The sequence below is a fragment of the Burkholderia sp. Bp9140 genome (assembly GCF_003853425.1).
In the GTDB taxonomy this organism is placed as follows: Bacteria; Pseudomonadota; Gammaproteobacteria; order Burkholderiales; family Burkholderiaceae; genus Burkholderia.
Genome location: NZ_QTPQ01000001.1, coordinates 1 through 19,350, shown reverse-complemented (window position 1 = coordinate 19,350; position 19,350 = coordinate 1). Strand labels below are relative to the sequence as shown.

Below are 19,350 nucleotides of genomic sequence, written 5' to 3'. Positions count from 1 at the left end.
ACCGCGCCGCGCGAACCGTAACGGTTGCGCGCGGCGCGGGCACGACGGGCAGCGCTACGCGTGCCCGCCCGTCTTCCCCGCCTGCAGTGCGCGAATCCGCATCCGCGCACCCGTATCGCTGACCGTCGCGTCGTACATCGTCGCGAGATCGCGCTTGAGCGCGGTGCGCGAACCGCCGTCGAGATACACCATGTGCCCGGACGGATAGAAGCGCGCGGACAGGTTCTGCCGCACCTTCTGATCCTCGAGCGGCATCTGCTGCAGGTCGATCACGGTCTGGTAGAACGGTGTGACGAAATCGTACAAGCCGTTCGCCGACAGCACCTTCAGGTCGACGTTCAACGCCATCACCGCGGCGAGATCGCCCGCCGTGTAGAGGATCACGTTCCCCTTCGCATCGATGCCCTGCTGCGCGCCGGTCGGGTCGACATGGCTGAAGTCCCAGTTCCGGAATGCCTGGTCGTTCAGGTCCGTGAACGCGGAGTTCGACGTGAACTTCAGCTGCTCGTTCAGGTAGCTGTTCCACATCGCCGTGTAGACGCCCGTCACGGCCGTCATCGTCGGATCGTTGCCGCCCGAGTTCGGATCGATCTTGCCGGCGATACCGGTCGAGATCGCCGTCACGCGGCCGTCGTACGAACCGAGCGCCAGCCCCTGCGCCTGCAGCAGCGTCGTCAGGAACAGCGAATTGCCGCGCGCGTTGTAAGCCGCGATGTCGAGCCCCCACGTCTGCAGCGTCGCCGTGTCGATGCCCGTGTAGTCCGCCAGCTTCCGCACGGCGGCCGGGTCGGCATGCGGCACCTTGCGCAACGCAGTCAGGTAGTCGGTGCGCGCGAACTGCGCGACTTCCTCGACAAACGCGCCGAGATCGGCCGGCGCCGGCTCGACGCCGAGCTTCTTGTGATACCACGCGTCGGCCGCCGCGGTCGGCAGCGCGCCGACCGGGTTGCCGGCCTGCCGGTAATCGAGGATCGACGACTGCAGCGTGACGCCGTTCAGGTCGACGCCATCCTCGTGCAGCTTGTACGCGAGCACGCAGCTGCGCGCGGTGCCATACGACTCACCGAACAGGTATTTCGGCGAATTCCAGCGGTTGTTCTTCGTCAGGTAGCGCTTGATGAACTGCTTCAGCGAATCCGCGTCCTGGTCGACGCCCCAGAAATTGCGGTTCCGGTTCGGCGCGACGGCCGCCGAATAGCCGGTGCCGACCGGATTGATGAACACCAGGTCACTGTGGTCGATCATGCTGTCCGGGTTGTCTTCCATCTGGTACGGCGCGGGCGGCGTGAACCCCGGCATCGACGTCCTGATGCGCTTCGGCGCGAACGAGCCGAGCAGCACGAACACCGACGACGAGCCGGGCCCGCCGTTGTAGAAGAACGTGACGGGTCGCGTTTCCTCCTTCGCGCCGTCGGCCGTGAACGCGACGTAGAAGATCTTCGCGGCCGGCTGCGAACTGCTCGGGTCGACCGTCACGAGATGGCCGACCGTCGCCGTGTACGCGATCCGCTTGCCGTCGATCAGGATCGTGTGATGCGTGATCGCGGCCGCTTCGGTCGTGTCGGTCACCGAGTCGTCGGGGCCGTTGCCGTACGCGACCGGATCGAAGAACGGCTGGTCGCGGCCGTGGCTCAGCGCGACAGGATTGATGGTCGGCGGCACGCCATGCGAATGGTGGTCGCCGTGATGCAGCGGATACACGCCGCCGGAAGATGCGGAATCGTTGCCCATCGTGCTGCTCCTGGAGGTGAAAAAAGACGCGGGCAGGAAACCCGCGTCGCCTGGAAAGGCAGGTGCCGGCGCGTCAGCTCGACGGCTTGCGCGCGAGGATCGCCGCGAGTTTCGCGCCGTCGGGGCTGCCGAGGCCCGTGCACGCGTCCCAGCCGGACGCGGCCGCATACGTGCCGTTCGAGCCTTTGGTGATGTCGCGCAATGCGCCGGGATTCTTGTACAGCGCGGGATTGATCCAGCCGGCCGAGGCGCCGGCCGCCGCACTCGCCGCCGCGTTGATCCGCGCGATCAGCGCGGCCCACAACGGCGCGACCGCACTCGTGCCGCCCATCACCGCGGGCGTGCCCGCGACCGACACCTCATAGCCCGTTTGCGGCGATGCGTCGCCGGCCACGTCGGGCACGCCGCGCTTCGCGAGCGGCGTGTGGCTGCCGTCGGCGAGCGCGACGGTCAGCCCCTGCTGCCAGGCCGGCACGTCGAACATCGTGCTGATGCCGCCGCCGCCCGCCCCGCCACCCGCCGCCTCGTCGTTCCACGTGACCTCGCTGCGAATGCCCTGCCCCGGCAGCGCGTCGAGCTGCGTACCGCCGCAGCCGAGCACGTACGGGCTCGACGCGGGGAAGTCGACGTGATCGGCGCCATCCTGCAGCCCGTCGCCCGAGCCGCTGTCGCCCGAGGCCGCGCACACCGTGATCCCCTGCGCGGCGGCCGCCTGCAGCACGCGGTTGAACGCGTGCGCCGACTGCGCCTGCCAGATCGCTTCCGGTCCGCCCCAGCTGATCGAGATCACCGAAGGCCGGTTGGTCTTGTCGGTGACGGCCGCGTTGACGGCCTGGATGAAGCCCGCGTCGCTGTTCGGCGCGAAGTAGACCGCGATCTTCGCGGCCGGCGCGATCGCGCCGGCGATCTCGATGTCGAGCGCGACTTCGCCGTCCGGGCCGTTCGCGTCGCCGGTCGGCGTATTGCGGCCGGTGCCGACGTTCACGTCGACGAGCGTCGGCGGCGTGCCGATCCCGAGCCCGTGGAAATATTGCTGGATATCGGCCGCGCGATAGCCGCCGCCGAGTTCGACGATCGCGATGCATTGCCCGGCGCCGTCGCCGGCCGGAAAGCCGTAAAGCGAAGCGAGTTGCGGCGGCGTGAAGGTGACGGCCGTGGCGCCGCGCGCAGGCCTGAACGGCGGGCGCAGCCGGAAGTGCGGCCGCGCCTGCGGGCGGCTGTCGAGACCGAGCACGGCCGTCACCGCATCGCCGAGTTCGTCCGGCAGCGAGATCGGGCCCGAGCGGCCGCGGTACTGGCCGATCGCGCGATGCTCGAAACGCTCGAGCTTCACGCTGAATGCCGCCTCGAACTGCTGGATCGTGCCGGACAGCACGACGACGCTTTCGACCGGATCGACGCGATCGACCGTCAGTTGATGACGGCGCGCGAAATCCTCGGTCTTGCGAATGTCGTCGGGATTGGCGGAGAAACGCTGTGCGAAGGCTTCGCGCGACAGCGGTGTTGCGTTCGCGTCACCGGTGGCGAGCTGGTGGACCAATGTATCGAGTTGCCCTTCTTCCTGCCGCCGCAACATGATCGTGACGTGGATGCGTTCTGCCGGATCGCACTGACCGAGACACTTCGACTCGGCGACGATGCGAGGTTCACGGTCGGCTTGAAGATGCCTTGCCATGTTCAGACCCTCCTTGGTACCGCGTTGCACGGAACAGCCAGGAAATCGGACAGGGCCGGCGGGAGACGGTTCCGTTCGGTCAGTCGGTTCGCGGCAGCGCGAAGTTAAGGGAAGTTTAGAACAGTCAGATGATTTGCGCGCACGCCGTGCCGTGACGGGGCCGGCGCGCGCAGGCCGGCATTGCGCGCGACCCGCGTTGGTCGGTGCGGTGCACCGCGTGGCCTGTCGGCCCGCGCGGCAGCGCTGCGATGATGCGGGTCAGTCCATCGACAGGCGCAGCGCGAAGCCGATCAGCGCAGCGGAAAACGTCCAGCGCTGCACCGTCTGCGCGAGCGGATGGGCGCGCATCCACGCCGCGATGCGCGACGCGCCGAACACGCATGCGAGGTCGAAACACACGCCGGTCGCGACGAGCATCGCGCCGAGTTCGAACATCTGCCACACGACGGGCCCGGCCTCGGGCCGCACGAACTGCGGCAGCAGCACCGAGCAGAACAGCAGCGCCTTCGGGTTCAGCAGGTTCGTCAGCAGCCCCTTGAAGAACGACTGCCGCAGCTCGCCCGGCGCCGCCGCATCGCCGTCGCCGAGCGCGAACACCGGCGAGCGGAACACCTGGATCGCGACGTACGCGAGATAGAGCGCACCGCCGTAGCGGATCGCCTCGTACAGCCACGGCGCGCTGCGGATCAGCGCCGCGACGCCACAGGCGGACAGCGTCACGTGCGCGGTGCGCGACAGCGACAGGCCGGCCGCCGCCGCCATTCCCGGGCGCACGCCGCGGCCGATGCTGGTCTGCAGCACGAGCGCCATGTCGGGGCCCGGCACTGCATAAATGGCCGCCAGCGCGGCAAGATAAATCAACAGCAAGTGCGTGGAAATCATGGTCTGCCCCCGTCCTCCAATGACGTTATGTTGCCGCTGAAGGAGGAGGGATTATTGGCCATCTTTGGCTCAGGATTGGCGATCCATAGCGGAATCCGCCACAATCATGAAATCCAGAAACGGAATCCGCCAACATGACCGAACTCGACAAAACCGATCGCGCGATTCTCGCCGCGGTGCAGCGCGACGGCCGCCTGCCGATCGCGCGCCTCGCCGATTCCGTCGGCCTGTCCGAGACGCCGTGCGCACGACGCCTGAAACGTCTCGAAAGCGACGGCTACATCGAGCGCTACCGCGCGCAGCTGTCGCGCCAGGCGCTCGGCTTCGGCGTCGTCGCGTTCGTGCTCGTGCGGTTCGCGACGCACGACCGCAAGGTCGCCGACCGGTTCGAACGGGAAGTGCTCGGCATCGAGCGGATCGTCGCGTGCCACAACGTCGCGGGCACGGCCGACTACCTGTTGCAGGTGGTCGCGCGCGATCTCGACGACTACGGCACGTTCATTCGCGACTCGCTGCGGATGCTGCCGGGCGTGACGTCGATCGAATCGGCGCTGTCGCTGCGGGAGGTGAAGCACGACGCGGGGTTGCCGGTGCCGTGATGCCGGCGGCCCCGGACGGAAGGCCGCGCACGACGGACACGCGCCCCGTCACGTCGACGCGTGTCGATGCCGGCCACGGCGAGGCACGTCGGCGTAACGCTCGTTCAAATTGTTGGCATCGTCGGGCCTACGCGACGACGTCAGGCGACTGATGCGCGCGCTCGAGATCCTCGAGAAATGCTTCGACGAGCGGATCGCCGCGCCCGTCGCGCGCCACGACCATGTGGAACGTGACGTCATAGCGCAGCTGATCCGGATTGAGCGGCGCGAGCAGCCCCTGCGCGACATACGGCGCCGCGAAGTGCTGCGGCAGGTAGCCGAGGTGATGGCCTGACAGGATCAGCAGCGCGACGGCCTCCATGTTGTCGGCGGTCGCGGTCACGCGATCGGGCGTCGTCGACATTTGCGCCTCCGGCAGCGGATACGAGCGCCACGCCCACTCGAATCCCGCGACGTCGGCCGGCGTCAGCGCGCCGGCGCCCTCGAACAGCGGATGGCCGCGGCCGCAGTAGGCGACCTGCCGCTCGATGAACAGCGGCGTGTAGTGCAGCGACGGCACGCGATGCCAGAAGTAGCCGACCGCGATCTGGATCTCGTTGCTCAGCAGCTTTTCCTCGAGATCGCCCGGCGCGCGCACCGAGATCGAGAAGCGCACGGCCTCGTCGCGCGTGCGGAACGCGGCGATCGCCTCGGCGATCCGCGCGTTCTGGCTGACCGGCGTATGGCCGATCAGGCCGATGTTCAGCGTGCCGACCAATTGGCGGTCCATGTGCCGCGCCGCCATCCCGAATTCGTCGAGCGCGGCAAGCAGCTTGCGGCTCATCGCGTGGAACCGCTCGCCCTTCGGCGTGAGCCGGAAGCCGCTGCGGCCGCGCTCGCAGAGCCGATAGCCGAGCCGGGTCTCGAGCGACGACAGCTGCGCGCTGATCGTCGACTGGCCGACGTTCAGCATCGCCTGCGCGGCCGACACGCCGCCCGCGTCGGTGACCGCGAGAAACACGCGGATCAACCGCAGATCGAGGGTCGACAGATTCCCGAGCACGCTATTCCCCTTCCATACATCGATGAAAATCGATGTTTACGTCGATATCTTCGCATTCTTCTTTCCGGCGTGACGCGTAAAACTATGTGCCAGGCCGCGTCGCATGATACGGCACCCCCACATCGGAAGAGACAAGCCCATGAACGACTCCACCCATTTCCAGCCGCTCGGCGGCAATGAAATGCCGCGCTGCGGCGGCATCGCGACGATGATGCGCCTGCCGCACGTGGCGAGCGCCGCAGGCCTCGACGCCTGCTTCGTCGGCGTGCCGTTCGATCTCGGCACCTCCAACCGCACCGGCGCGCGCTTCGGCCCGCGCCAGATCCGCACCGAATCCGTGCTGCTGCGCCCGTACAACATGGCCACGCGCGCCGCGCCGTTCGATTCGCTGCAGGTCGCCGACATCGGCGACGTCGCGATCAACCCGTACAACCTGCACGATTCCATCGCGCGCATCGAGGCCGCGTACGACGCGATCCTCGAGCACGACTGCAAGCCGGTCACGCTCGGCGGCGACCATACGATCGCGCTGCCGATCCTGCGCGCGATCCACCGCAAGCACGGCAAGGTGGCATTGATCCACGTCGATGCACACGCCGACGTGAACGATACGATGATGGGCGAAAAGATCGCGCACGGCACGCCGTTCCGCCGCGCGGTCGAGGAAGGCCTGCTGCACGGCGACAAGGTCACGCAGATCGGCCTGCGCGGCACCGGCTACGCCGCCGAGGATTTCGACTGGTGCCGCGAGCAGGGCTTCCGCGTGGTCCAGGCCGAGGAATGCTGGAACAAGTCGCTCGCGCCGCTGATGGAAGAAGTGCGCGCGCGCGTCGGCGACACGCCCGTCTACATCAGCTTCGACATCGACGGCATCGACCCGGCCTATGCACCGGGCACCGGCACGCCGGAAATCGCCGGCCTCACGGTGCCGCAGGCGCTCGAGATCATCCGCGGCGCGAAGGGACTGAACATCGTCGGCTGCGATCTCGTCGAAGTCGCGCCGCCGTACGACCCGTTCGGCACCACGGCCCTGCTCGGCGCGAACCTCGCGTACGAGCTGCTGTGCGTGCTGCCCGGCGTCGCCTACCGCGACTGATCCCGCCCGACCTATTCCAAATCAGAGGATTCCAGAGGAGCACAAGACAGATGGGGACTTCCGTCAAGCAACCGAAGCGGGCGGCGCTCGCTTCGTTCGTCGGCACCACGATCGAGTGGTACGACTTCTATAGCTATGCGACCGCCGCCGCCATCGTGTTCGGGCCGCTGTTCTTCCCCGGCGAAAACCGCCTCATCAGCCTGCTCGCGTCGTTCGGCTCGTTCGCGGTCGGCTTCTTCGCGCGGCCGCTCGGCGGCGTGATGTTCGGCTATCTCGGCGACCGCTTTGGCCGCAAGCGCTCGCTGCTCGCGACGCTGATGCTGATGGCCGTGTCGACGGTCGCGATCGGCCTGCTGCCGACCCATGCGCAGGCCGGTGTGATCGCACCGATCCTGCTCGTGCTGATGCGCGTGCTGCAAGGCATCGCGGTCGGCGGCGAATGGGGCGGCGCGGTGCTGCTCGCCGGCGAGCATGCGCCGGAAGGCAAGCGCACGTTCTTTGCGTCGTTCGCGCAACTCGGCAGCGCGAGCGGCCTGATCCTGTCGATGCTCGCGTTCGGCGCGATCAGCACGCTGTCGAAGGACGACCTGATGAGCTGGGGCTGGCGCGTGCCGTTCCTCGCGAGTTCCGTGCTGCTGATCGTCGGCTTCGTGATCCGCGCGAGCGTGTCGGAATCGCCCGAGTTCGAGGAAGTCAGGAAGAGCGGCAACACCGCACAGAACCCGGTGCGCGAAGCGCTCAAGTACTGGCCGCTGCTGCTGCTCGCGATCGGCGCGAACGTGTACGGGATCGCCGGCGTGTACTTCAGCAACATCTTCATGATCAGCTACGCGACGCAGTTCCTGTCGCTCGACCGGTCGATGGTGCTGCATTGCATGACCATCGTCGCCGTGCTGCAGTTCGTCGTGCAGCTCGCCGCCGCGTTCCTCGCGCAGCGCTTCGGCACGACCCGCGTGCTGCTGATCACCGGCGCCTGGGCCGCGATCGTGCCGTTCGTGATGCTGCCGCTCGTGCACATGGGCACGCCGCTGTCGATCACGGTCGGCGTCGGCCTCGCGACGCTCGCGGAATCGGGCTACTACTCGGTGGTCGCCGGTTTCGTCAGCGGCATCTTCATCGCGCGCATCCGCTACACCGCGATCTCGATCGCGTACCAGGTGTGCGGCGCGCTCGCCGGCGGTCTCACGCCGCTCGTCGCCACGCTGATCGCGCAGAACGCCGCGCCGCAATGGTGGCCGCTCGCGCTCCAGTACATGAGCGCCGCCGTGCTGTCGTCGGTGTGCGTGTGGCTGATCTCGCGACGCGTCAGCATCGACGATGCGGGCGCCCCCGGCAAGGCGGACGAAGTGCTGCCGCGCGGCACACGTACCGCGTAACCTCACGCAACGGGCAGGTGACATCGCCTGCCCGTTTGCATTGGGCATCCGGCGGTACGCCGCAACGCCCCGCCGCGCCCCGAACCTTCATTGCGACAAGCGGCCCGCCCATGCGGGCCGCAAGCGTGCCGCCCGATCATCGACCGCGACGGCAGGCGCGCAGCGTTCGCACGTTATTGCACCTGGTTGCGCAGCGTCTTCGCGGCGGCGACCAGGTTCGTCAGCGCCGGAATCACCTCCGCCCACTGGCGCGTCTTCAGCCCGCAGTCCGGATTCACCCACAGGCGTTCCGCCGGAATCCGCTCGGCCGCCTTCCTCATCAGGCCGACGATGTGCGCCTGCGTCGGGATGTTCGGCGAGTGGATGTCGTACACGCCCGGCCCGATCTCGTTCGGATACCTGAAGCTGTCGAACGCGTCGAGCAGTTCCATGTCCGAGCGCGACGTCTCGATCGTGATCACGTCCGCGTCCATGTCGGCGATCGACGCGATGATGTCGTTGAACTCCGAATAGCACATGTGCGTATGGATCTGCGTATCGTCCTGCACGCCGTTCGCGGTGATGCGGAACGATTCGACCGCCCACTTCAGATACTCGCCCCATTGCGCGCGGCGCAGCGGCAGGCCCTCGCGCAGCGCGGCCTCGTCGATCTGGATCACGCGCACGCCGGCCTTCTCGAGGTCCAGCACTTCCTCGCGGATCGCGAGCGCGAGCTGGTAGCACGACACCGAGCGCGGCTGGTCGTCGCGCACGAACGACCAGTTCAGGATCGTCACCGGGCCGGTCAGCATGCCCTTCATCGGCTTGTTCGTCAGCGACTGCGCGTACGCGATCCATTCGACCGTCATCGCTTTCGGACGGCTGATGTCGCCGAACAGGATCGGCGGCTTCACGCAGCGCGAACCGTACGACTGCACCCAGCCGAACTGGCTGAATGCGTAGCCGTCGAGTTGCTCGCCGAAGTATTCGACCATGTCGTTGCGTTCGGCTTCGCCGTGCACGAGCACGTCGAGCTCGAGCGATTCCTGTTCGCGCACGCTGCGCTCGATCTCGGCCTGCATCGCCTTGCGGTAGCCTGCTTCATCCAGCGCGCCGGCCTTGAACTGGCTGCGCGCCTGGCGAATTTCGGCGGTCTGCGGGAACGAGCCGATCGTCGTCGTCGGGAAGGCCGGCAGGTTCAGGCGTGCCGACTGCTTTGGCGCGCGCTCCGGATAGGGGCTCACGCGGTTGCCGAGCTGCGCGTCGATGCGGGCGATTGCAGCCTTCACCGCCGGGTTGTTCACGCGCGGCGAGCGGCGGCGCGACGCGATCGCCGCGGCATTCGCCGCGAGCGCGTCGGCCACCTTGCCGCGGCCTTCGTTCAGCGCGGTCGCGAGCACCTTCAGCTCGTCGAGCTTCTGCAGCGCGAACGCGAGCCACGAACGGATCTCCGCATCGACCTTCTCTTCGCTCGCGAGATCGACCGGCACGTGCAGCAGCGAGCACGACGGCGCGAGCCACAGGCGCGCGCCGAGCAGGTTCGCGAGCGGCTCGAGCCAGTCGAGCGTCGCGTTCAGGTCCGTCTTCCAGATGTTGCGGCCGTTGATCGCGCCCACCGACAGCACGCGATCGGCCGCCAATTCACGCACCAGTGCATCGATTTCGTCGCGGGCGTTGATCGCGTCGATATGCAGGCCGTCGACCGGCAGCGAAGCCGTGAGCGTCAGGTTGTCCCGAAGCTGGCCGAAGTACGTGGCGAGCAGCAGCTTGATACGGCGCGTTTCCAGCGCCGCATACGCGGTGCGGAATGCCTGGCGCCATTCGGCGTCGAGTTCGGTCACGAGGATCGGCTCGTCGATCTGCACCCATTCGACGCCCTGTGCGGTCAGCGTGTCGAGCAGCGCGCCGTACACCGGCAGCAGCTTCGGCAGCAGCGCGAGGCGATCCGAATCGTCCTTCGCCTTGCCGAGCCACAGATACGTGACGGGGCCGAGGATCACCGGCTTCGCGTTCACGCCCTGCGCTTTCGCCTCGGCCAGCTGCCCGAGCAGGCGCGACGGATCGAGCGAGAAGTTCGTGTCCGCGTGGAATTCCGGGACGATGTAGTGATAGTTCGTGTCGAACCACTTCGTCATTTCACCGGCCGCGACACCGCCGCAGCATGCCGCGTGTTCCTCCGCCGACTGCGCCGAACGGCCACGCGCGACGCGGAAATAGTTGTCGAGCGCATCGCCATGGAAGTCCCGCACGCGCTTCGGCAGGTTGCCGAGCGTGAAGCTCATGTCGAGCACCTGGTCGTAGAACGCGAAATCGCCGATCGGCGCGAGATCGAGGTCGCGCTGGTCGTTCCAGTGGCGCCGGCGGAGCTCGGCGCCGAGTGCCTTCAGCTCGTCGCGCGACGATTCGCCCTTCCAGTAGCGCTCGAGACCGAACTTGAGTTCGCGCTTCGCGCCGATGCGCGGAAAACCGAGGTTGTGTGTCGTAACCATGAAGCTGCCGTCCAGAGAAAAATTGAAGATCCGGCAGCCATCATAGGGATTTCATTCCATGAAATAAAATGGCATTATTTCATTCATCCATTAAATTTGTTCATGTGTTCGTGGGATAAGCGATAGCCATGCTGGAACGATTCCATCTTGTCGTGATCCGCGAAGTCGAGCGCCAGGGCTCGCTGACGGCGGCCGCCAATGCGCTGCATCTCACCCAATCGGCGCTCAGCCACACCGTCCGGAAGATCGAGCAGCAGCTCGGCACGCCGATCTGGGATCGGGAAGGACGCGGCCTGCGGCTCACGCAGGGCGGGCAATATCTGCTGAAGCTGGCACACCGGCTGCTGCCGCAGTTCGAGCTCGCCGAGGAGCGGATGAAGCAGTATGCAAAGGGTGAGCGCGGCACGCTGCGCATCGGGATGGAGTGCCATCCGTGCTATCAGTGGCTGCTGAAGGTCGTGTCGCCGTACCTGTCGCGCTGGCCGGACGTCGACGTGGACGTGAAGCAGCGCTTCCAGTTCGGCGGCATCGGCGCGCTGTTCGGCCATGACATCGACGTGCTCGTGACGCCCGACCCGCTGAACAAGCCGGGGCTGCGCTTCGATCCGGTGTTCGATTACGAGCAGGTGCTGATGGTCGCGGAGACGCACCGGTTCGCGAACGCCGACTACGTGACGCCCGAGCAGCTGACCGACGAGGTCCTGATCACCTACCCGGTCGAGACCGACCGGCTCGACATCTACAATCAGTTCCTGACGCCGGCCGGCATCGTGCCCCGGCGCCACAAGTCGATCGAGACGACCGACATCATGCTGCAGATGGTGGCAAGCGGGCGCGGCGTGGCCGCGCTGCCGGGATGGCTTGCCGACGAATACGCGGACCGGATGCCGGTCGTGCCGGTCAGGCTCGGCGAGAAGGGGATTTCGAAGCAGATCTTTCTCGGCATCCGCGAGGCGGATGCGTCGATCGACTATCTGGCCGCATTCGTCGCGCTGGCGCGCGAATCGACGTGGAGCGCGCCGCGCATGCTGCGCTAGGCACGCTCCGCGCCATGCGCGTCAGGCGGCGCGCATGCCGGTGCGTTCGCCGCGTTCGACCCATGCGCCGAACAGCAGGCCGATCGTCGTCCACATGATCACCTGCATGCCGATCGCCGCGACGCGGAATTTCCACAGCACGGCGGCCGGGAAAGCGGCCGGCACTTCGTTGAACGACGGCAGCCCGATCTGCACGGCCGCGATGATCGCGACGAACACGAGCCCTGCGACGATCGACGCGTTCCACTGGCCGAGCTTCGCCAGCAGATGGCGGCGCACGCTGACCGAGAACACCATCGTCGCGATCGAGATCGCGATCATCAGGAAAAACAGGCCGGTGCGATGGCCGATCGTGTCGGGATCCCCGACCGCGGGCGGACTGGCCGGATATTTGATGTTCGGCACGATCACGAGCGTGATGAACGCCGCCAGTGCGAGCCACGCGGCCAGCGGTCGTGCCGGAAGGCGGCCGCCGCGCCCGTATGCGTACGCGAAGACCAGCGAGAACAGCCCGCCGAATGCCGCGCCGTAGGCCACGACGCCCGTCAGCAGGCCGAGGCCGGACTGCGTATGGCGGCTGACCAGTTCGTGTTCGTGTTCGTGCTCCGGCGAATCGCCATTCCCGGCATCGTGCGATGCTTCAAAGGCGATCGCCTGATCGACTTGCGGCTCGCCGACGATCTTGGCGAAACCGAACGTGAGGAGGCCCGCGGCGATGCCTGCGAGCATCCCGCGCATGAGCAGCTTTCCAACCATCGTGTACTCCGCGTCAGTGGCAGGGAAAGCCGAGCAGATGGCGGCCGTCGTGGACGAACTCGTGCACGTACATGCCCGGCACGAGCGACGTCGCGCCCTGTTCCGCGCCGACGAAATATAGCGCGAGCAGCAGGATCAAGCCGACGAAGACGGCCCACGGCAACAATTCGCGGACGGGAATGGGGGCCGGCACGACGACCGGCTTCAGCACTGCTTCGCTCATGGATGCACCTCAGGGGAATCGCGCCCCGACAAATGTTGGATGGTACGAACGCAGGTCTGGCTTCCGGGATTGAGGATCCCCGGTTACAGTGGCGCGACCGCGCCGGGCTTGCACCGGCTTCCGCGCTTCGTATCGGGCGAATTGTACGCGCGAACGTGCGCGTGTTGAAGGCCCGCGCACGACGGGCGCGGCCGCCCCGAATCCTCCGAGCATCGACATGACCCACCCTGCCTCGCTGCGCATGATCGCGCATGCGCCGACCCGTGCGATGCGCACCGGCGCGTTTCCCGCTGACGATCCGCTCGATGCGCGCGGGCTCGTCGATGCAGCCGCGCTGCGCGAGTCGTTCGAAGGCGGCCGCGACGCGATCGTGCTGTGCAGCCCCGCACGTTGTGCGCAGCAAACCGCCGACGCGCTCGGGCTGCGCGCCGGCATCGACGATGCGCTGCGCGATGTCGACTACGCCAACTGGCGCGGCAAGCGGCTGCACGACCTCGCGCGCGACCTGCCCGACGAACTCGGCGCCTGGATCGACGATCCGTCCGCGTCGCCGCACGGCGGGGAATCGTTCGAGGACGTCGCGCGCCGCGTCGGCGCGTGGTTGAACGCGCTGCCGCGCGGTCGCGATATCGTCGCGATCACCCATGCGACGATCGTTCGGGCGGCCATCGCGCACGTGCGTCGGATGGACACGAAGGCTGCGACCCGCATCGAGGTCGCGCCGCTGTCGTGCATGGTATTCACCGCGTCGCGAGACGGCTGGACCTTGCCCGCGGACGACGTTCGACGCGATACCGATGCGTAGGCCCGCCTGTTCACTATATGGAGATTGACGGCGCCACTTTCTTACATGCGTGTAATGTGAACGGTTCGTCCTCCCGACTGTCATCAAACTGACGGATAGCGAAAGCTAGGATCGGCTGCGGTTCCCTTATGAGATGCCGTCATGAATCAGCCTGCTTCGTCCGCCGCAAACAATTCCGGCTCCACCGAACGCACCCGGCAGGTCGGCTATGCCGTCTTCCTGCTGGTGCTCGCAATCGGCGCCGTCTATATCGCCACCCACCTGATTGCCGATCTGTCGCTCATCCGCGAAGGGTCGCTGTTCCCGTACCTGATGCTCGGCGCCGCGCTGGTGATCGCGCTCGGCTTCGAATTCGTCAACGGCTTCCACGACACCGCGAATGCGGTCGCGACCGTGATCTACACCCACTCGCTGACGCCGAACGTCGCGGTGATCTGGTCGGGCATGTGGAACTTCCTCGGCGTGATGGTTTCGAGCGGCGCCGTCGCATTCGGCATCCTGCAGCTGCTGCCGGTCGAGCTGATCCTGCAGGTCGGTAGCGGTTCGGGTTTCGCGATGGTGTTCGCGCTGCTGATCGCCGCGATCGTCTGGAACCTGGCGACCTGGTATTTCGGATTACCGTCGTCGAGCTCGCATACGCTGATCGGGTCGATCATCGGCGTCGGGCTGATGAACCAGCTGATGCACGGGCCGTCGGGCACGAGCGGCGTCGACTGGGGCCAGGCGCTCGGCGTCGGCAAGTCGCTGCTGCTCTCGCCGATCGTCGGCTTCCTGTGCGCGTCGCTGCTGCTGCTCCTGCTGAAGGCCGTCGTGCGGATTCCGGAACTGTACAAGGAGCCACCGAAGGATCAGCCGCCGCCGTTCTGGATCCGCTGCCTGCTGATCCTCACGTGCACGGGTGTGTCGTTTGCGCACGGGTCGAACGACGGGCAGAAGGGGATGGGCCTCATCATGCTGATCCTGATCGGCACGATGCCGACCGCGTATGCGCTGAACAAGGCGGTCACGCGGGCCGAATCGCAGACGTTCGTCGCCGTCGCGAACCAGGCCGCCGCGACCTTCGCGAAATACTCGAATGGCGTCGCGCCGTCCGCGAATCCGCGCGCCGACGTCGAGCACTTCGTGCAGCGCCGCGAGATGACGCCCTCCGTGCTGCCGGCCGTGCAGCAACTGTCCGCGTCGCTCGCGACCGCGGTCGGCTCGTCGGGCTCGATGGCGGCCGTGCCGCAGGGCGACGTCGACAACGTGCGCAACACGATGTATCTGGTATCCGAAGCGATTCGCCTGATCGAGAAGTCGGGTCAGCCCGCCTTCGCCGCCGACGACAAGCTCGCGATCGACAACTACCGCAAGCAGCTCGATCACGCGACCAAGTTCATTCCGACCTGGGTGAAGGTGGCCGTTGCGATCGCACTGGGTCTCGGCACGATGGTCGGCTGGAAACGGATCGTCGTGACCGTCGGCGAGAAAATCGGCAAGCAGCATCTGACGTACGGACAGGGTGCGTCGGCCGAACTCGTCGCGATGCTGACGATCGGCGCGGCCGATGCGTACGGGCTGCCCGTGTCGACGACGCACGTGCTGTCGTCGGGCGTCGCGGGCACGATGGCTGCGAACGGGTCCGGGCTGCAATGGAGCACGGTGCGCAGCCTCGTGCTCGCGTGGGTGCTGACGCTGCCGGCGTCGATCGTGCTGGCGGCTGGACTTTACTGGCTGTTCCGGTCGGTCGCCTGAGCGGACGAGCGGCGGGCGGCCGGGGAATCGGCCGCTCGCCGTGGAGGATTCGGCTCGGTCTCCACGTCTCGTCACCTCTTCGCCTCTTCGCCTCTTCGCCTCTTCGCCTCTTCGCCTCTTCGCCTCTTCGCCTCTTCGCCTCTTCGCCTCTTCGCCTCGCAGCATCTTTCGCCTTCCTTCTCGCGCACGCTACCCTGGGTTTATCCCGGTCAGTGGCGGAACGGTGTCGCAATGAATCACCGTTGTGCCCGACCGACCGCGCCGCGACCTGCGTCTTCTCTCCCCCGAATTGAAGCGCAAGATCTGGAGCGCGCCATCACACCGACGCCGTTAGACTGGGTTCATCGACTTTCATCGTGGACACGGTCGTGCTCGCAACGCTTCCCGACATCGCCTCGCCGACCATCGCGCCGCGACCGTCCGGGCTTATTTGGGCGCTCACGACATACCCGCACGACACCCCATCGCTGACGAACGAGGTACACCCGTGAACATCGCCGATCTACAGCCCGCCGTCGAATCTGTCGACCTCGTGCAACGCGTGGGTGCACTCGACTGGACCGCCGCCGGTACCGAACTCGATCGCTATGGATGCGCTCGCGTACCGGGCCTTCTGTCCGCGGACGAATGCACGGCACTGGCATCGCTCTATGTGCGAGATGCGCTTTACCGGTCGCGCGTCGTCATGGCGCGGCACGGCTTCGGCCGCGGTGAATACCGGTATTTCGCTTATCCGCTGCCGGCAGTTGTCGACGCATTGCGAACAGCGATCTACCCGCATCTCGCACCGATCGCGAATCGCTGGAACCGGGCACTCGGGGTCGACGTCCGCTACCCGGCCGATCACGCGGCATTCCTCGAGCGCTGCCACGCGGCGGGACAGACGCGTCCGACGCCGCTGATCCTGCAGTACGGTCCGGACGACTACAACTGCCTGCATCAGGACCTGTATGGCGAGCACGTCTTTCCGCTGCAGGTCGCGATCCTGCTGTCGGCGCCGGGCCGCGATTTCACGGGTGGCGAGTTCGTGGTGACGGAACAGCGGCCGCGCATGCAATCGCGTGTGGAAGTGGTGCCGCTGACGCAAGGCGACGCGGTGATCTTCGCCGTGCATGGCCGGCCCATGCAGGGAACGCGCGGGGTCTATCGGGTCAACCTGCGTCACGGCGTGAGCCGTATCCGGTCCGGGCACCGCCATACGGTCGGCATCATCTTTCATGATGCGCAGTAGCGGCAGTCGACGCGGGCGCGGCATTGCCGGTCGCTGCATCATGCCCGGACTCATTCCGCGCGGCGGCCTGACATCGCCATGCGGTTGGCGTCACCTTCCGCCACTCGCGGCAGCGGCAACCGACGCGAGCGCGGCATTGTCGGTCGCTGCCTCGTGCCCGGATGCGTGCGTGCACAGCAGGGCGACCGGGCATCGCCAGCACCGCGGCCGTGCTGGCTCATGAAATGCGCGTGTGGAGATTCATCGCCCTCGCGACGAGTCGCACCGTCAGGTGAGCGACCGAGCGGGACAATACGCACCTGTTGCCATTCACACACGACCGACCGGTCGACCTACCCTTGCGCCGCACTCGCCCGGAGCCGGTCGCCCGCATCGGACGCAAGCCGCGCATAGCCCGGCAACGTCAGCAGCGCGAGCACGCCCGCGGCAACGAACGCCCAGCGAAAATCGTCGAGTACATAGTGAATCCCGGCCGCATCGCCGCGCATCAGCGCGGCGAGCCGCAGCGCCAGCGCGCCGAATGCGATCCCCATCCCGATCGTCATCTGCTGCGCGGCGCTCCACAGGGTGCTCGCGGCGCTCGTCTGGTGCGACGGAATATCGGCATAGGCGAGCGTCGCCAGCGTCGTGAACTGCATCGAGCGCGTCAGCCCATAGACGAATACGACGAGCAGCGTGATCGCGAGCGGCGTCGACGCGGTCAGCCAGCCGCATACGATCGTGAAGAAGCCGACGATCGTCACGTCGACGAGCGCGACGCGGCGAAACCCGAACCGGTCGAGGATCCACGACGTGCCCGCCTTCATGCCGAGATTGCCGAGCGCGCTCGCGAGCAACAGCAAACCGGACTGGAACGGCGACAGCCCGAAGCCAATCTGGAACAGCAATGGCAGCAGATAAGGCACCGCATTGACCGCAATCCGCGTGATCGATCCGGTGAGGACCGTTACCGAGAAGGTCGGCACCTTCAGCGTCGTGAAGTCGAGCAGCGGGTGCGCGCAACGCCGCGCATGCATCCACGCGGCAATGCCGAACAATACGCTGGCCCCGACCAGCACGGCGGCACGCGTGAATTGCGCATCCTGCTGACCAGCCGTTTCGGTACCCAGCAGCAGACAGGTCAGCGCACTGCCGGCCAGCGCGAACCCGACCCAATCAAGCGGTCGCTGTTCATTCGCGCGCGTATTCCGGACGATCAGCCACGTACAGACCAGCGCGGCGAGGCCAAGCGGCACGTTCAACAGGAAGATCCATCGCCAGGACGCATAGGTCGTGATGAAGCCGCCGATCGGCGGCCCCACGACCGGCGCAACGATACCCGGCCACGTGATCGTCGCGATCGCACGCATCAGCCGTGCTTTCTCGGTGCTGCGCACGACGATCATCCGCCCGACCGGCACCATCATCGCCCCGCCGACGCCCTGCAACAGGCGTGCGGCCGTAAACGTCACCACGCCGTTGGACAGCCCGCACAGAATCGACGCCCCGGTAAAGATCACGATCGCACTGCCGAACACCGTGCGTGAACCGTATCGGTCCGCAATCCAGCCGCTGATCGGGATGAATACCGCGAGCGCCAGCATGTAGGCCGTCATCCCGAGGCTCAGCGCATTCGGCCCGACGCCGAAGGAGCGCGCCATTTGCGGCAGCGCGGTCGCGATCACGGTCGTATCGAGATACTCCATGAAGAAGGTCGCGGCGACGAGATACGGCAAGAAGTCGGTCGTCCGACCACTCTGAGCAGAGCTGGAAGTCATGAACGATGCAGTTGCGGAAGGCGGAACACACCGGCAACCGTTCGCGGCAGCCGGACGAGTGGCGATATTACCTTGAAGCGTCCGAATCCCGCTCTGCCGACACGTGGCGCTGAAGCCACTTTATGCGCATAGATCAGACTTGGCTCGGCGACAAACCACACACGCCACTGACGTCAAGAAAGCGCGCATTTGAGCCGATATCGGCGAAGATCGACAACGTTACTCGCCCATCTGGCCGTCCTGGCGAGGGCTGTACCGCTCACCTCGACACGCATCGCTCCAATCAGTTCACCCCTGGTCGTCGGTTGTCCCTTGATAGACCACGGCGCCATCAGACATCCGAATCAGCGAAAACTTCATATTGGCGAACGGGCCTACATCGCCGTCTGCATCCTGGAATTTTGCGTGAAACGGTACATGGACACAGCCGGCGTGAGACTGCGCAGCACATCCCAGCAGAGAGAAGCAAAACAGAAGCGGTACGAGCTTTTTCATTGGTATTGCCCGGAGAGATCCATCTGTGCGGCCAGCGCCAGCGACCAAGCCCCCGCCCCGCGGCCATCGCGCGTTTCCGGCGCCACAAATGCAAAAACCCCCGCCTTTCGGGCGGGGGTTTCTGGCTTAGGGAGCCTGACGATTACCTACTTTCACACGGGAATCCGCACTATCATCGGCGTAGAGTCGTTTCACGGTCCTGTTCGGGATGGGAAGGGGTGGGACCGACTCGCTATGGTCATCAGGCAAAGAGGGTTGTCGCGCTGCTTCGCAACGCGACCAATCTTGGAAGAAGCAGTAATTTTGAGTTGTGTGTATCACACACGAGAATCCAACCAGTCCTGGCTCACATCGCTGGAGCCGAAACAGACTTGTTATAGGATCAAGCCTTACGGGCAATTAGTATCAGTTAGCTGAACGCATTACTGCGCTTACACACCTGA

16 protein-coding genes, 1 rRNA gene and 1 riboswitch are annotated in these 19,350 nt (G+C 66.3%); of the genes, 7 read left to right on the top strand and 10 right to left on the bottom strand.

Translation table 11 applies throughout. From position 1 onward, the window contains the following. Positions 1 to 54 precede the first annotated feature (54 nt). The 3 genes from DIE21_RS00090 to DIE21_RS00080 all read right to left on the bottom strand — a co-directional run bounded on the left by DIE21_RS00090 (position 55) and on the right by DIE21_RS00080 (position 4,288). Complete coding sequence (locus tag DIE21_RS00090; RefSeq protein ID WP_124494850.1) at positions 55 to 1,731, bottom strand: S10 family peptidase; 1,677 nt, start codon at positions 1,729 to 1,731, stop codon at positions 55 to 57. Between the two features lie 73 nt (positions 1,732 to 1,804). Beyond that, the gene (locus DIE21_RS00085; protein ID WP_124494848.1) at positions 1,805 to 3,406 is read right to left on the bottom strand and encodes a protease pro-enzyme activation domain-containing protein; all 1,602 of its coding nucleotides are present in this window, start codon (positions 3,404 to 3,406) and stop codon (positions 1,805 to 1,807) included. A 258-nt stretch (positions 3,407 to 3,664) separates the two neighbouring features. Continuing rightward, complete coding sequence (locus DIE21_RS00080; RefSeq protein WP_124494846.1) at positions 3,665 to 4,288, bottom strand: LysE family translocator; 624 nt, start codon at positions 4,286 to 4,288, stop codon at positions 3,665 to 3,667. A 134-nt stretch (positions 4,289 to 4,422) separates the two neighbouring features. On the opposite strand from DIE21_RS00080, the gene DIE21_RS00075 reads away from it, so the two are divergent. Beyond that, positions 4,423 to 4,887, top strand: coding sequence for an Lrp/AsnC family transcriptional regulator (locus tag DIE21_RS00075; RefSeq protein WP_124494844.1), 465 nt, complete (start codon positions 4,423 to 4,425; stop codon positions 4,885 to 4,887). A 127-nt stretch (positions 4,888 to 5,014) separates the two neighbouring features. Here DIE21_RS00075 and DIE21_RS00070 read toward each other — a convergent pair whose 3' ends face one another. Then, positions 5,015 to 5,929 (bottom strand): LysR family transcriptional regulator, encoded by a 915-nt coding sequence (locus DIE21_RS00070; RefSeq protein WP_124494842.1) that lies wholly within the window; start codon positions 5,927 to 5,929, stop codon positions 5,015 to 5,017. A 139-nt stretch (positions 5,930 to 6,068) separates the two neighbouring features. On the opposite strand from DIE21_RS00070, the gene speB reads away from it, so the two are divergent. Together speB and DIE21_RS00060 are read left to right on the top strand one after the other, a co-directional pair. Beyond that, on the top strand, positions 6,069 to 7,025 hold the full coding sequence (gene speB, locus DIE21_RS00065; RefSeq protein WP_124494840.1) for an agmatinase: 957 nt from the start codon (positions 6,069 to 6,071) through the stop codon (positions 7,023 to 7,025). Positions 7,026 to 7,075: 50 nt separating this feature from the next. Further along, on the top strand, positions 7,076 to 8,401 hold the full coding sequence (locus DIE21_RS00060) for an MFS transporter (protein WP_124494838.1): 1,326 nt from the start codon (positions 7,076 to 7,078) through the stop codon (positions 8,399 to 8,401). 173 nt (positions 8,402 to 8,574) lie between these two features. On the opposite strand, the gene metE is transcribed toward DIE21_RS00060, so the two are convergent. Further along, complete coding sequence (gene metE / locus DIE21_RS00055; RefSeq protein ID WP_124494836.1) at positions 8,575 to 10,869, bottom strand: 5-methyltetrahydropteroyltriglutamate--homocysteine S-methyltransferase; 2,295 nt, start codon at positions 10,867 to 10,869, stop codon at positions 8,575 to 8,577. Between the two features lie 128 nt (positions 10,870 to 10,997). Between metE and DIE21_RS00050 the strand changes: the two genes are divergently transcribed. Beyond that, on the top strand, positions 10,998 to 11,906 hold the full coding sequence (locus DIE21_RS00050; protein ID WP_124494834.1) for a LysR family transcriptional regulator: 909 nt from the start codon (positions 10,998 to 11,000) through the stop codon (positions 11,904 to 11,906). Positions 11,907 to 11,927: 21 nt separating this feature from the next. Here the strand turns inward: DIE21_RS00050 and DIE21_RS00045 are convergent, their stop codons facing one another. Together DIE21_RS00045 and DIE21_RS00040 are read right to left on the bottom strand one after the other, a co-directional pair. After that, complete coding sequence (locus DIE21_RS00045) at positions 11,928 to 12,662, bottom strand: CbtA family protein (protein WP_124494832.1); 735 nt, start codon at positions 12,660 to 12,662, stop codon at positions 11,928 to 11,930. Positions 12,663 to 12,675: 13 nt separating this feature from the next. After that, positions 12,676 to 12,885, bottom strand: coding sequence for a CbtB-domain containing protein (locus DIE21_RS00040; protein WP_047902386.1), 210 nt, complete (start codon positions 12,883 to 12,885; stop codon positions 12,676 to 12,678). 31 nt (positions 12,886 to 12,916) lie between these two features. Continuing rightward, positions 12,917 to 13,059: riboswitch (cobalamin riboswitch) on the bottom strand. Between the two features lie 43 nt (positions 13,060 to 13,102). Between DIE21_RS00040 and DIE21_RS00035 the strand changes: the two genes are divergently transcribed. The 3 genes from DIE21_RS00035 to DIE21_RS00025 all read left to right on the top strand — a co-directional run bounded on the left by DIE21_RS00035 (position 13,103) and on the right by DIE21_RS00025 (position 16,655). After that, complete coding sequence (locus DIE21_RS00035) at positions 13,103 to 13,690, top strand: histidine phosphatase family protein (RefSeq protein ID WP_124494831.1); 588 nt, start codon at positions 13,103 to 13,105, stop codon at positions 13,688 to 13,690. A 141-nt stretch (positions 13,691 to 13,831) separates the two neighbouring features. After that, positions 13,832 to 15,424: an inorganic phosphate transporter gene (locus DIE21_RS00030; RefSeq protein WP_124494829.1), complete on the top strand. Its 1,593-nt coding sequence runs from the start codon at positions 13,832 to 13,834 to the stop codon at positions 15,422 to 15,424. Between the two features lie 487 nt (positions 15,425 to 15,911). Then, on the top strand, positions 15,912 to 16,655 hold the full coding sequence (locus DIE21_RS00025; protein WP_124494827.1) for a 2OG-Fe(II) oxygenase: 744 nt from the start codon (positions 15,912 to 15,914) through the stop codon (positions 16,653 to 16,655). A gap of 332 nt (positions 16,656 to 16,987) precedes the next feature. Here DIE21_RS00025 and DIE21_RS00020 read toward each other — a convergent pair whose 3' ends face one another. From DIE21_RS00020 to rrf, 3 genes are all read right to left on the bottom strand, one after another. Further along, a complete protein-coding gene (locus tag DIE21_RS00020; protein WP_124494825.1) occupies positions 16,988 to 18,412 on the bottom strand; it encodes a DHA2 family efflux MFS transporter permease subunit in 1,425 nt (474 codons plus the stop codon). Positions 18,413 to 18,700: 288 nt separating this feature from the next. Next, positions 18,701 to 18,907 (bottom strand): hypothetical protein, encoded by a 207-nt coding sequence (locus DIE21_RS00015; RefSeq protein WP_124494823.1) that lies wholly within the window; start codon positions 18,905 to 18,907, stop codon positions 18,701 to 18,703. A gap of 133 nt (positions 18,908 to 19,040) precedes the next feature. Continuing rightward, positions 19,041 to 19,153 (bottom strand): 5S ribosomal RNA (rrf, locus tag DIE21_RS00010). Positions 19,154 to 19,350 lie beyond the last annotated feature (197 nt).

Excerpts from the sequence above, each read along its gene's own strand:
- metE (WP_124494836.1), bottom strand. The coding sequence starts at position 10,869 with ATGGTTACGACACACAACCTCGGTTTTCCGCGCATCGGCGCGAAGCGC.
- DIE21_RS00050 (WP_124494834.1), top strand. The coding sequence starts at position 10,998 with ATGCTGGAACGATTCCATCTTGTCGTGATCCGCGAAGTCGAGCGCCAG.
- DIE21_RS00080 (WP_124494846.1), bottom strand. The coding sequence starts at position 4,288 with ATGATTTCCACGCACTTGCTGTTGATTTATCTTGCCGCGCTGGCGGCC.
- DIE21_RS00035 (WP_124494831.1), top strand. The coding sequence starts at position 13,103 with ATGACCCACCCTGCCTCGCTGCGCATGATCGCGCATGCGCCGACCCGT.
- DIE21_RS00030 (WP_124494829.1), top strand. The coding sequence starts at position 13,832 with ATGAATCAGCCTGCTTCGTCCGCCGCAAACAATTCCGGCTCCACCGAA.
- DIE21_RS00020 (WP_124494825.1), bottom strand. The coding sequence starts at position 18,412 with ATGACTTCCAGCTCTGCTCAGAGTGGTCGGACGACCGACTTCTTGCCG.
- DIE21_RS00015 (WP_124494823.1), bottom strand. The coding sequence starts at position 18,907 with ATGAAAAAGCTCGTACCGCTTCTGTTTTGCTTCTCTCTGCTGGGATGT.
- DIE21_RS00060 (WP_124494838.1), top strand. The coding sequence starts at position 7,076 with ATGGGGACTTCCGTCAAGCAACCGAAGCGGGCGGCGCTCGCTTCGTTC.
- DIE21_RS00090 (WP_124494850.1), bottom strand. The coding sequence starts at position 1,731 with ATGGGCAACGATTCCGCATCTTCCGGCGGCGTGTATCCGCTGCATCAC.
- DIE21_RS00075 (WP_124494844.1), top strand. The coding sequence starts at position 4,423 with ATGACCGAACTCGACAAAACCGATCGCGCGATTCTCGCCGCGGTGCAG.
- speB (WP_124494840.1), top strand. The coding sequence starts at position 6,069 with ATGAACGACTCCACCCATTTCCAGCCGCTCGGCGGCAATGAAATGCCG.
- DIE21_RS00045 (WP_124494832.1), bottom strand. The coding sequence starts at position 12,662 with ATGGTTGGAAAGCTGCTCATGCGCGGGATGCTCGCAGGCATCGCCGCG.
- DIE21_RS00085 (WP_124494848.1), bottom strand. The coding sequence starts at position 3,406 with ATGGCAAGGCATCTTCAAGCCGACCGTGAACCTCGCATCGTCGCCGAG.
- DIE21_RS00040 (WP_047902386.1), bottom strand. The coding sequence starts at position 12,885 with ATGAGCGAAGCAGTGCTGAAGCCGGTCGTCGTGCCGGCCCCCATTCCC.